At 67.2% G+C, this 12,535-nt stretch carries 7 protein-coding genes; 5 read left to right on the forward strand and 2 right to left on the reverse strand.

Annotation, left to right across the window (positions count from 1 at the left end; genetic code table 11):
• Positions 1–58 precede the first annotated feature (58 nt).
• Together AC5JJ2_RS14820 and AC5JJ2_RS14825 are read right to left on the reverse strand one after the other, a co-directional pair.
• Positions 59–6,139 carry a ribonucleotide reductase barrel domain-containing protein gene (locus tag AC5JJ2_RS14820; protein WP_495858781.1) on the reverse strand — a complete coding sequence of 2,027 codons (6,081 nt, stop codon included), beginning with the start codon at positions 6,137–6,139 and terminating at the stop codon, positions 59–61.
• 286 nt (positions 6,140–6,425) lie between these two features.
• Complete coding sequence (locus tag AC5JJ2_RS14825) at positions 6,426–8,102, reverse strand: dCTP deaminase domain-containing protein (protein WP_495858782.1); 1,677 nt, start codon at positions 8,100–8,102, stop codon at positions 6,426–6,428.
• A 229-nt stretch (positions 8,103–8,331) separates the two neighbouring features.
• On the opposite strand from AC5JJ2_RS14825, the gene AC5JJ2_RS14830 reads away from it, so the two are divergent.
• The 5 genes from AC5JJ2_RS14830 (at position 8,332) to AC5JJ2_RS14850 (ending at position 12,521) form a co-directional block, all read left to right on the forward strand.
• Complete coding sequence (locus tag AC5JJ2_RS14830; protein WP_495858783.1) at positions 8,332–9,264, forward strand: esterase/lipase family protein; 933 nt, start codon at positions 8,332–8,334, stop codon at positions 9,262–9,264.
• A gap of 15 nt (positions 9,265–9,279) precedes the next feature.
• Complete coding sequence (locus AC5JJ2_RS14835; protein ID WP_495858784.1) at positions 9,280–9,684, forward strand: EVE domain-containing protein; 405 nt, start codon at positions 9,280–9,282, stop codon at positions 9,682–9,684.
• Positions 9,685–9,885: 201 nt separating this feature from the next.
• On the forward strand, positions 9,886–11,178 hold the full coding sequence (locus tag AC5JJ2_RS14840) for a PKD domain-containing protein (RefSeq protein ID WP_495858785.1): 1,293 nt from the start codon (positions 9,886–9,888) through the stop codon (positions 11,176–11,178).
• A 179-nt stretch (positions 11,179–11,357) separates the two neighbouring features.
• Complete coding sequence (locus AC5JJ2_RS14845; protein ID WP_495858786.1) at positions 11,358–11,684, forward strand: DUF971 domain-containing protein; 327 nt, start codon at positions 11,358–11,360, stop codon at positions 11,682–11,684.
• A 21-nt stretch (positions 11,685–11,705) separates the two neighbouring features.
• Positions 11,706–12,521, forward strand: a complete 816-nt coding sequence (locus tag AC5JJ2_RS14850; RefSeq protein ID WP_495858787.1) for an Mrp/NBP35 family ATP-binding protein — start codon at positions 11,706–11,708, stop codon at positions 12,519–12,521.
• The last annotated feature ends 14 nt before the right edge of the window (positions 12,522–12,535 follow it).

Below are 12,535 nucleotides of genomic sequence, written 5' to 3' on the forward strand. Positions count from 1 at the left end.
TCAAAGAAGCACGGTAAACATTTGAAAAGTCTACCGTGCTATGCAGTTGCACAATCTCTCAACTACACCCGCTCGTCTCCCCGCAGGTGTCGCACTTCGCGCACGCGCCGCTGCGCACCAGCGTGAGCTGGCCGCAGTTCGAGCACGGGTCGCCCTCGTACCCCTTCTGCTTCGCGATGCGGATCCGCTCCGCCTTCGTCTCCCCGGCCGGGACGGTCACCGTCACCGCCGGGGCCGCGGCCGGGACCCGCGTGAACGCCGGGGCGACCGTCGGCGTCGCGTGCGTTTCCGCCGGGCCGTTGTTCAACTTCAGGTGCGCCGACCGCGGGGCCAGCGACGGCCGCGGGGCCTCCGCCTGCGCCGGGTCGAACGTCCGCGACGACACCACCTCCTCGCTCTCGAAGTCGTCGTCCCGGTCGTGCAGCGCGTCCCCCCGCAGGTCCTCCGGCTGCACGTGCGCCAGGTCGTTGCGGCCCAGGTACGTGACCGCCAGCTCCCGGAAGATGTAGTCGATGATCGACGTGCTCATCTTGATGTACGGGTTCCCCTGCACCACCCCGTTCGGCTCGAACCGGGTGAACAGGAACGCGTCCACGTACTCCTCCAGCGGGACGCCGTGCTGCAGCCCGAGGCTGACGGCGATGGCGAAGCAGTTCGTCATGCTCCGGAACGCCGCCCCCTCCTTGTGCATGTCGATGAAGATCTCGCCGAGCGTGCCGTCCTCGTACTCGCCGGTGCGGATGTAGACTTTGTGGTTGCCGATGCGGGACTTCTGCGTGTACCCGGCCCGGCGGTCCGGCAGCCGCCGCCGCTTCGCCAGGTAGCGGTGGATGATCCGCTCCGTGATCCGCTCGGCCACCAGTTGCGGCTCGTGTCGGACTTCGACCGGCCGCGGCTCCTCGTCCGGGACGACGGCCGCCAGCATCGCCGCCTCCGGCGAGTCGGCCACGCTGTTCAGCGGCTGGCTGAGCTTCGACCCGTCCCGGTACAGGGCGTTCGCCTTCGTCATGAGCTGCCAGGACAGCCAGTACGCCTTCTTCACGTCCTCGACGGTCGCGTCGTAGGGCATGTTGATCGTCTTCGAGATCGCCCCGCTGATGAACGGCTGGGCGGCCGCCATCATGCGGATGTGGGCCTCCGCGGACAGGTACCGCTTGCCGTTCTTGCCGCACTTGTTGGCGCAGTCGAACACCGGCAGGTGCTCGGCCTTCAGGTGCGGCGCGCCCTCGATGGTCATCGTGCCGCAGACGTAGGTGCTGGCCTCGGCGACCTGCTCCTTCGAGAACCCGAGGTACGCGAGCAGGTCGAAGCCGGGGGCGTTGAGCGTCTCCGCCGCGACCTTGAGCGTGTCGCGGAGGAAGTCCTCGCCGATCGTCCACTTGTTGAAGACGAACGGCAGCTCGAACGCGCCGGCCAGCGACGCCTCGATACGGGCGAGGATTTCGTCCGTGAAGCCCTTCGCCTTGAGGCTGGCGACGTTGACGTGCGGGCAACCGGCGAGCGTCGCGGCCCCGCGGCTGTACCGGACGATGTCCTCGATCTGCCACGGGGCGTACCCGAGCTTCGCGAGGGCCGGCGGCACGGACTGGTTGATGATCTTGAAGTACCCGCCGCCGGCGAGCTTCTTGAACTTCACGAGCGCGAAGTCCGGCTCGATGCCGGTCGTGTCGCAGTCCATCACCAAGCCGATGGTATTGTGGCTGACGAACCCGTTCGCCGTGTACGTGACGTTCGCGGGAACGGAAATGTCGTAGGTCAGTTGCTCGCCGCCGTCCTCGTTCACTTCGACGGCGTCGTAGAAGTAGCCGAGGGCGTGCGTCACGTTCGGGTCTTGGAGCGTCTCGTTGATCTGCGTCAGGCTCCGCCGGGTGATGCTGCCGTGCCGCTTCACGGCCATTGCCACGGCGTTCGCGTTCACGCCGCACGCCTGAACGCGCTCCATCACACCTTCCGGCAGGTGAATGTAGTCGTGGCGACCCGCCTGGGCATCGGGTTTGACGACGATGGCGGCGTGCTTGCGGACGCCGATGAACCCGATCTCGTCGCGGAACGACTCGTTGTAGGACGAGTTCCGCAACCGCAGCACGTACAGCGTGGACTGGCCCCAGCCGGACGTGTCGTGCTTGGTCGAGGTCGGGTAGCCGAGGGCGAGTAGGAGCGACTTCACGGCCTTGAAGAAGTCCGGGGTCGCCGTCGTCCACGACGCGGCCCCGGCGATGACCGTGCCGTCGGCCTCGAACAGCCCGCGCAGGAACGCGGCGTAGCACCGGCGGTCGTTGGTGTACAACAAGGCAAGTGGGATGCGCGGGGCGTACCCCTTCCCGGTGTGCCCGGCGTGCGGGGGCAGCTTCGTGAACCCGCACGCCTCCCACCAGAGGGTGAGCGCGACGGAGTTGACGGTGACTTCGACGTACCCCTGCTTCTCCTCGACCGCGCATTCGAGGTTGAACAAGTCCTTGACGAGCCGTTGCAGCCGGCCCGCCACGTCCGGGTCTTCCTTCGACACGCAGAACCGCAACCCCTTCGCGTGCAGCGAGCCGTCGCCCATGAAGTAGCCGACGAGTTCGGCCAGCGCGGGCGTCATGACCGTCGGCACGCGGGTTTCGTAGTCGCTGGTCCAGTACAACTCGCCGAGCGGCGGCAGTTGCACGACCTTCGGCTCGCCGACCATCTGGTTCAGCGCGAGCGGGACCACGTCGCCGGACTGCACCTCCGCGAACCGCTTCCAGACCCACTCGCCCGTCCCGGCATCGACGACCTTGATCCGGTGCTTGAGGGTGCCTTGAATCTCGTACCCCGCGGCCGTGCGGATTGTTCGGGTCGCCTCGACGCCGTTGACGTAGAACTTCGTGGCCGCCTGCGGGCCGTCCGGCGTCACCACCCGGAACGAAACGTCCTGCCACTTCTTCCCCTCGACGTTGCCGAGGGTCTTCAAGGGGACTAGTCCGCGGTCCGTGGCGATGAGGCTCCCCCCGACCAGGCAACCGGTCGGCGCGATCACCGTGACCTGCGCGTTGCGGTAGCCGTGCTTCTCGCCGAGTTCCAGCGCCCGATCCGACTCGCTCCTTGCGGCGGCGAGCAGGTCCGGCGGGCAAACGCGGGCGTCGATGCCGACGGGGTAGACGGTCAGCCCCTCGTAATCGGAGGGGGCGGCGTTGTACGCGGCCCGCCGGTGGTTGCGGACGACGCGGAGCATGTGGTGCTTGTTCGGCTCGTACCGCGGGAACGGCCCGACCTCGGCGGCAATCTCGGCGCTGGCCGCGTAGCTGCCGGCGTGCATGATCGCGGTGAGGGCGGCGCACTGCGCCCGGCCTTCCGCCGAGTCGTAGGGAATGCCCTGCACCATGAGCAACGCCCCGAGGTTGGCGTACCCCAGGCCGAGGGTGCGGAAGTCGTAGGACTTCTGCGCCACCGGCACGCTCGGGAACTGCGCCATGTAGACGCTGATCTCGAGGATGAGCGTCCAGACGCGGATGCCGTGCTTGTACGCGTCGATGTCGAACTTCCCGGCCTCGGTGCTGTAGAAGGTCATCAGGTTCAGCGACGCGAGGTTGCAGGCCGTGTCGTCGAGGAAGGCGTACTCGCTGCAGTTATGGACGACGACGCCGTTCGCGACGAAGTGGTGCGTCGTCGGCTCCGTCAGGTCGTACACCGGCTCGACGCCGACGTACTCCAACGACTCGATGGGGTCTTCGAGCCGGTCCGCGTAGGTCGTCACCTCGCGGTTGAGCTTCGCGAGCTGCCCGCACTTCGGGCTGCCGGGGACGAACCCGATCTCTCGCTCGAACACGACCCGCGAGCTGCGGCTGACGCGGAGGCTGTGGACCTGCTGGACCGCGTACTCCTTGACGCCCCCCTTGCCGTCCGGCAGTAGGGCCGTGCTGCTCCCGGCGACGCGGCGGTTGCGGTACAACTTCGCCTTGATGCCGAAGGAGAGCAGCAGCAACTGAACCTGCTTCAGTAACTCTTCGGACGTGCTATCGAGCGAAACGTACTGTGACTTCTCGCCATAGTGGGCGACCGTCCCGTCGGCCGTGAACAGCCCGCGGAGGACGCCCGCGAGCGACTTCTTGTCGAGCGTGTAGATCGCGTCGTGGAACTTCTTGTTCGCGCTGCCGCCGTTCAACGCCGCGTACCGCTTCAGTTCTTCGACGACGCACCGGGACGCCGTCGAGAGCCGGATCGTCGCTTGCGGGCTGGTGACGGAACACTCCCGCGCCCCGCGGCCGTCGAACGCGAACTCGGCCTTGTAGGACATGACATCATCGCGGACGCGGGCGGCGACGGCCGCCTCCTCCGGCGAGAGCGTGACGATTGCGGCTTCCTGTTCCCCCATCAGGCAACCGTCCCCGACGAGCAGGCCGAGGAACTCGGTCAGCCGGGAATCGAGTTCGGCCATCCCGGTCGAACCGGCGTTTCGGCCGTCGGCGAACAGCCTGCCGCCGAGTAGGACTACGTCATCTTTGAGCAACTCGTGGGCGGGCACGTCGCCGCGGTTCGCGGTCAGGACGCGGTGGTCGGCGGTGAGCTTCAGTTCGTACCCCGCGCGGGTTCGCAGCCGGTAGACGGGCTTCTCCCCGGTCTTGAATGCGGGCTTGATCTCGTGCAACTCGCCGTCGCTTCCCACGACTGCGAACGGCTGGTCGAGCAACCGGTCGATCCGCGCCCAGCCGTCGGCGGTGGCGACGAGCGTGTCGCCCGTGACGCACGGGTTCGTCGCGTTGATGCGGCCGTCCACCGGGCAGGTGTGCCACTCGTTGAACGTCGTGTCGAACTGCACGCCGGGGTCGGCGCAGCTCCACGCCGCGAACGAAATCTGGTCCCACAGGTCGCGGGCCTTCAACGTCTTCATCGGCTTCGGCCCACGATTCTGCTTCTCGGCGCGTTCCTTCTCCGTCCGCCAGTAGAGGTGCCACGGGCCGTCGCTCTCGACGGCCTTCATGAACTCGTTCGTGATGCGGACCGAGTTGTTGCTGTTCTGCCCGGACACGGTGTAGTACGCCTTTGAGGTCCAATCCGTGTCGTACTCCTCGACCTCGATGTGCGTGTACCCCTGCCGGCAGAGTTGCAGCACGCGGGCGACGTAGTTCTCCGGGATGAGCGCCTCGCGGGCGGCGAGGACGGCCTTGCGGAGCTTCGCGTTGTGCTTCGGCTCGTACTTCTCGGCCGCGACCGGGTGCGTGATGACGCTCTGCATGATCGCGTTCAGGTGCTTGTTCATCAGCCGCGACCCGCCGACCAGGGCCGCCACCTTCTGCTCCTCCGTCACCTTCCAGTTCACGTACTCCTCAATGTCCGGGTGGTCGAGGTCGAGGACGACCATCTTGGCGGCGCGACGCGTGGTCCCACCACTTTTAATTGCCCCCGCGGCCCGGTCGCCGATCTTGAGGAAGCTCATGAGGCCGGACGACTTGCCGCCGCCGGACAGCGGCTCGCCGTCGCCGCGGACGTTCGAGAAGTTCGACCCGGTCCCGGACCCGTACTTGAAGATGCGGGCCTCGCGGACCCACAGGTCCATGATCCCGCCCTCGTTCACGAGGTCGTCGCTGACCGACTGGATGAAACACGCGTGCGGGGCCGGCCGCTCGTAAGCCGACGTGCTACGGGTCACACTCACCGACTTCGGGTCCACGTAGTAGTGACCCTGCGGCGGCCCCTCGATGCCGTAGGCCCAGTGCAGGCCGGTGTTGAACCACTGCGGGCTGTTCGGCGCGCTCATCTGCGCCGCCAGCATGAAGCACGTCTCGTCGAAGAACGCCCGCGCGTCCCCCTCGGACGAGAAGTACCCGCCCTTCCAGCCCCAGTACGCCCAGCACCCGGCGAGGCGGGCGAAGACTTGCCGCGAGTCCTGCTCGCCGACGATCGGCTCGTCCGCCGTCGCCGGGACGCTCCGCTGCAGCCACGCGGGGACGCCGTCCTCAGCCACCCGCACCGTCTTCGCCGGGACGCCGGCCTTGCGGAAGTATTTTTGCGCCAGGATGTCCACCGCGACCTGCGACCACGCCTCCGGGACGGCGATGTCCTTCATCTCGAACACGACCGACCCGTTCGGATTGACGATCCGCGACGTGCGGGGGGCGAACGGGATGGATCCAAACGGGTCCTGGCCTTCAACGGTGAAGCGGCGGTCGATGCGCATGGGGGTTTACGTCCACAGGTTGTCTGAATGGGTCCCGCGATCCTTCCCGCGGGCCGGGGTCGGGTGACACCGGGCTGTCAGTGACGGTTGTACGACTTGTGACGCGGTGTACAAGTGGTCCCTAAACGGCGCGGGATCGGCAAGCGAAATTATGGGTCGGGGGCCGGTCGCACTCCAGCTTTGAAGGTCCGGTGAAGGCGGAACCGCGGGTCGCGTGCCCTGACTAATCGCCAAGCGCGCCAAAATCCGCAATGTCGGTAGATTCCGACCCGCCGGCACGGCCGGGCTATTCCGTGCCGCTTACGAAGGGCAGGGTCAGCCCTTTCTGATCCTGGTACTTTCCCTTCTTGTCGGCATACGACACCTTGCACACCTGCTCGCCGCGGAAGAACAGCATCTGCGCGATCCCCTCCCCGGCGTAAATCTTCGCCGGCAGCGGCGTCGTGTTGCTGATCTCGATGGTCACCCGCCCGCGCCACTCCGGCTCCAAAGGCGTTACGTTCACGATAATCCCGCAATTGTGAACGAAGACCCCGGCCTCCAGCGCGAAGTTACCCGCCTCCGGCACGCTCAGGCAATACACGTCGTGCTCGCCGGGCAACTCGCGGACGGCCGCGACCTTGTGGTTGCGCACCTTCCGCCCGGCGAATGCGTGAACGACCTCCGGGAACCGCCGGAATAGCGACCGGTCGCAGTTCAACAGCCGGGCCGCGCCGCGGATCGGGCCGGTTTGATCCAGGGCCGCACGAACGGCGTCGGCCGTGATCTCGGACCGTAGGTTCAGCTCGCGGACGACCTCGGCCTGTCGCGCCCGGCGGTCGTCGTCTCCGGCCCACGCCTTTCGCATCAACTCGGACTGCCGGGCGCGCTCGGCCGGGTCCGCATACCGCCGCAGCGACGCCTGCCGCATCGCCTCGCGGGTGTCGGCCGACATGTTGTTCCGGGCTTCCAGCAGTCGCGCCCGCGTCTCGGCGTACTGCGGGTCGTTCCAGAACTCGGCCGCCCGCTCGGCCTGGAGCTGCGAGAACCGCTCGACCCAATCCGGGTCGGTCCGCAACCGCTCGAACGCCGCCTTGATCGCGGCGCTGTGTTCTGCCGGGTCGAAGTCTTCGCCGAAATTCTCGGCGTTGTGGTGGCGGATGTGGTCCGCGGCGGGCATCCGCTCGATGTTCCACGGCCGGTTGTTTCGGCGGTCGTGGTCCTTGTGGTGGCGGTGCGTGCCGGGCGCGTCCGGGTACAGGCCGGCCCGCAGGTTCCACTCGTCGGCGAGTCGGTGCGTCGGGTAGAGATGGCCGTTCACCGGCTGATAAATCATCTCGTACCCGCGGTGAACGTCGCGGTACAGCGGCATGAGTGACGTGCCCGGGTGCAGCAGCCCGGCCTCCAACGAGCGTCCGTCGCGGAGGACGAACAGGTGGTCGGGCGTCGCCTCGATGGTCGCGCCGTCGTCGAGGGTGATTTCCAACAACCGGTCCCGGCCGATGAGCCGCGGGGCGACCAGCTCGGTCACGACAATTCGCCCGTGCGAACTCAGGCTGTAGCCCCAGAACAGTTCACCGCCCGCGGCCCGGTTCGCCATCTCTTCGAGCGTCGGCGACGAGCCGTCCACGAGCGCCACGCGGGTGCGGCCGCTGAAACAGCGGGCGTAGGTACTCTTCCCCACGCACACCACCAGGATGTCCCGTGGGATTTCGAGGTACTCGATCGTCTCCGCCAACGCGAAGCTGTTCGGCGGGATGATGCAGTAGTCGCCGACCACGTCCACGAACGACTTCGGGTCGAAGTTCTTCGGATCGACCGTGCTGCCCCAGACGTTCGTGAACACCTTGAAGTGTCTGTCCACCCGCACGTCGTACCCGTAGCTCGTCACGCCGTAGGAGATCACCCCCGGCCGGTGCTGCTGCGGGGCGAACGGGTCGATCTTCACGTCCCGCTCGATCAGCCAATCCGGCAGAATGCCCATGATCGAACCCCTTGAAACGGGAAGAACCGGTACAGCCCACCCAGTTTCCGTCCGGGCCGGGAGGCAGACCCGTTTGTTATCGGTCCCGTGCCCATTTCTTCACGGGTCGTTCCATTGTTCGCCCCCGGCGGCGGCCGGGGGCGAGTTTCCCGTTCCGCTACGACCCGCCTTGCCGATACAATCTGCAGGACCGCGACGGAGTCGCTTGGCATTCGAGGCGTGGGCGTTCATGCTGCCGACCATTACCGCGACCGTGTTTTTGCCGTTCCTTCAGGTCATGGAGTTGCCGACCGAGGTGGTGCAAGTCGCCCCGCACGTCCGGCCTGAAGCCGACGGCAAACCGACTGAACTGAAAAAGACGAAGGATAAAGCCGCGTTCCTGGTCCACGGGCTGATGCTGCACCCGATCCGGCCGGTGAAGGCGACGCTCCCGGACCCGCACGAGTGGCAGCAGCCGCGGTCGAACCTCGTGAAGAACCTCGCGGACGACTTCGACATCTTCTCGTTCGGGTACGCCCAGACGACGCCGCTGGACGCGGTCGCGTCCACGCCGGGGATGCGGAACGGCGTGGCCCGCCTGAAGGAGGCCGGGTACAAGGAGATCGTGCTGATCGGCCACTCGGCCGGCGGCCTCATCATCCGGCAGTTCGTCGAGCGGTTCCCGGACGCGGGCGTGACGAAGGTGGTGCAGGTGGCCGCCCCGAACTACGGGTCGGACCTGGCGACGATCAACGTCGGGCTGCCGAAGCCGCAGGTGTCGTTCATCAAGTCGCTCGCCCCGACGCCGCGGACGCTCGTGGCCGACGCGAGCGAGAAGATTCCCGAGAAGATCGACTTCTGCGTCGTCGTGTGCAAGCTCTGGGGCGTGCAGACGGACTCGCTGGTCGTGCTCGATAGCCAGTGGTCGAAGGACTTGCAGAAGCAGGGCGTCCCGGCCGTGCTGGTGGCGATCAACCACTTCGACGCGATGAAGGCCCCGCACGCCGTCAGTACGATCGGCGAGCTGGCCCGCGAGAAGCTGGTGCGGTGGAACCCGGAGCAGGTCGAGAGCTGCCGGACGATCCTGTTCGGCAAGGACGCGGACGACGCGGCGGTGAAGAACCCGCGGGCGAAGGACCGACCGCTGCTCCGCACCATCGGGAAGAAGATTCTGGACCGATAATTTCAGGAGTCACGGATGGCGACCTGGCTGTTCAAATCGGAGCCGGACGAGTTCGGCTATCACCACCTCGAGGCGGCGGGCACGGCCACCTGGGACGGCGTGTCGAACCCGGTCGCGCTCAAGCACCTCCGGAGCATTTCCGTCGGCGACAAGGTGTTCTTCTACCACACGGGCAAGGAGAAGGCCGTCGTCGGCGTCGCCGAGGTGACCGTCGGCCCGCGGCCGGACCCGAACGATGCGAAGTCCGTCGTCGTGGACGTGAAGCCGGTCCGCCGGCTGGCGAACCCGGTGACGCTGGCCGCGATCAAGGCCGACGAGGCGTTCGCCGCGTGGGAACTGGTCCGGCAGGCCCGGTTGTCCGTGATGCCGGTCCCGGCGGCGCTGTGGAAGAAGATCGAAGCGATGGCGAAAACGTCTTAACGCCGCATTGTACGAATTTACATTATAACTGTCGCGTCAACCCAGGTGGCGATTCCGCCACGGGGGCCACCCCGTGGCGGTGGCGGCGGTGGCGGCGGCGCTGCCCAACCCGGCCGGCGGCGTTCGAATCGGCCTTCCCACGTTCCCCGGTCCGATGCTATCCTCCTACCCTTTCCATTCCGTGTCAGGGAGGACGCCGGCATGAGCGAAGAGAAAAAACCGTCTCGCATCAAAAGCATGTTCAAGGTGATCTTCGGCAGCTTCGTCGGCCTCTGCACCGGGGCGCTGATGATGTACGCGAACGTCATCTTCGACAAGGTCGTGAAGCCGGCGAAGCCGGTCGCCAACTTCGCCGTGAACGGCACGGACGGGCTGAACGTGACGCTCCAGGTGATGGCCAGCGGGGAGTCCGGGTGGTGGGACTTCGGCGACGGGTCGCCGCTGGAGCCGTTCGTCCCGGAGCAGCCGCAGGTGACGCACGCCTACCCGAAGCCGGGCGTGTACAAGGTCGGGCTGACGGTGCGGAACTTCCTGATGGAGGAGAACGACCGGAGCGTGACCGTGGACGTGTCCGCCCCGGCCGCCAGCCCGAGCGTGCTGCCGCCGGCGGTGAAGGGGTTCAAGGTCGAGGCGCTGACCGGGACGCAGGCCCCGGCCACGTTCAAGATCACCGGCGAGTTGGAGAACGCCGACGAGGTCATCTGGCGGCTCGGCAACAAGACGGAGCACCTGACGGCCCAGAGCGGCCCGATCGAGAAGTTCGTGCAGCTCGACCAGCCGGGCACGCAGCACATCGTCCTGACGGCGTTCTCGAAGGCCCGCAAGGAGCCGCAGGTGATGGTCCAGACGGTGGACATCCAGGCCCAGAAGCAGGCGGTGTACACGGCCACGCTGACCGTCACCGACTCGGTCGAGAAGGTGGACAAGCACACGATGCGGGAGGTCGTGCCGTTGGCGGTGCGGGACAAGACCGGGGCCGCGACGAAGGGGTTCAGCAAGGTCATCCCGGCGTCGCCGAACGCGACGATCCGGTCGGTGGAACTGGACAAGTCGGCGAAGGCCGTCATCCGCCGGGACAAGCTGAAGGTCGAGATCGCCGCGGACAAGATGAGCGCCACCGTCAGCGGCGAGTGGACGACGACCGGCGACGCCCTGTTCCGCGAGGCCGGCGGCGGCGACGTGCCGCTCCCGCTGATCGTGACGGAGGAGCGGGTGACGCGGCTGTCGCCGAAGGTCAGCCAGTCGTCCGGCGTGCTGGACAACAAGCAGCAGATCGTCATCCGCGTGCCCCCGGCCCCGCTCCCCGGCGCGAACGTGAAGCGGACGATGGCGATGGACTTCGGCCTGCTGATGCCGGACGGCAAGCGGACGCCGGTAACAAGCGGCACAATGGACGCGAACGGCAACTGGGCCGGCAAGGCGAAACTCGGCGGCAAGGAGTACACGGTCCAGGCGAAGACCGCGAACGGGCAGACGGTCGTGACGTTCCAGTGATTCGGCGCGATAAGTAAAGGGAACAGCCCGGCGATGCCGGGCTGTTTTCGTTAACGCGAACCGGTCTTCTATAATCAATCCACGTACCCGTTTGTGGAACCCGGAGCGGAAGCGATGGGGTGTTGCGCAACACCCCATCGCTTCCGCTCCGGGTTCCACCAGGATTGCGAGATGCTCCGATGACGACCGGCGGCGACCCGCTGACCCCGCTCTCCCTCCGCCGCGAGGGGGACGGCCTCCGCATCGACTGGGCCGACGGCGTCAGCACGCTCGCGTCGTGGCGGACGCTCCGCAAGAACTGCCCGTGCGCCACCTGCAACGACGAGCGGGAGAAGCCGGCCGACCCGTTCCGCGTGCTGTCGGCGCAGGAGGCGGCCGCCGGCCCGCCGTCGCCGACGGCGATGAAACCGCTCGGCCACTACGCCTACCAGATCACCTGGAACGACGGCCACGACACCGGCATCTACCCGCTCGACCTGCTCCGCCAGCTCGGCGAAACCAAGTAATCACACCCCCGGAGAGACCCCATGAACGGCCCGATGCCCGGCCAGAAGATCAGCCTGCCCGGCGTGAAGCACGTCCTCGCCGTGGCCAGCGGCAAGGGCGGCGTCGGCAAGTCCACCGTCGCCGCCAACCTCGCCCTCGCCCTGCACATGCACGGCCAACGGGTCGGCCTGATGGACGCCGACATCTACGGCCCGAGCGTCCCGCTCATGTTCGGCCTCGGCGTCGTGGACCAAACGAAGGTCCCCTTCCCCATCGAGCAATACGGCCTGAAACTCATGAGCATGGGCTTCCTGCTCGACCCGAACCAGGCCGTCATCTGGCGCGGCCCGAAGGTCGCGCAGGCCGTCGGCACGTTCCTCGCGCAGGTCCCGTGGGGCGACCTCGACTTCCTCGTCATCGACCTGCCGCCCGGCACGGGCGACGCGCAGCTGACGCTCTCGCAGCAGGCCCCGCTGACCGGCGCGATCGTCGTGACGCAGCCGGCGGAAGTCAGCCTCATCGACGCGCGGAAGGGCGTGCGGATGTTCGAGGAGGTCCGCGTCCCGATCCTCGGCATCGTCGAGAACATGAGCTACCTGGAAACGCCGGACGGCGGCCGCCTCGCCCCGTTCGGCAGCGGCGGCGGGGCGAAGCTCGCGAACGAGATCGGCGCCCCGCTGTTGGGCGAAATCCCCATCGACCCGCAGGTGTCCGCGTGCGGCGACACCGGCGAGCCGATCGTGCGGAAGCTCCCGGACCACCCCGTCTCCAAGAGCTACGTGCAACTGGCGAACACGGTCTTGAACGTGATGGCGAAGCTGCCCGCCACGGGCGGGCTGCCGCAGGTCCAACTGTGACGTGATTGGGGATA

The organism is Limnoglobus sp. (assembly GCF_059499385.1).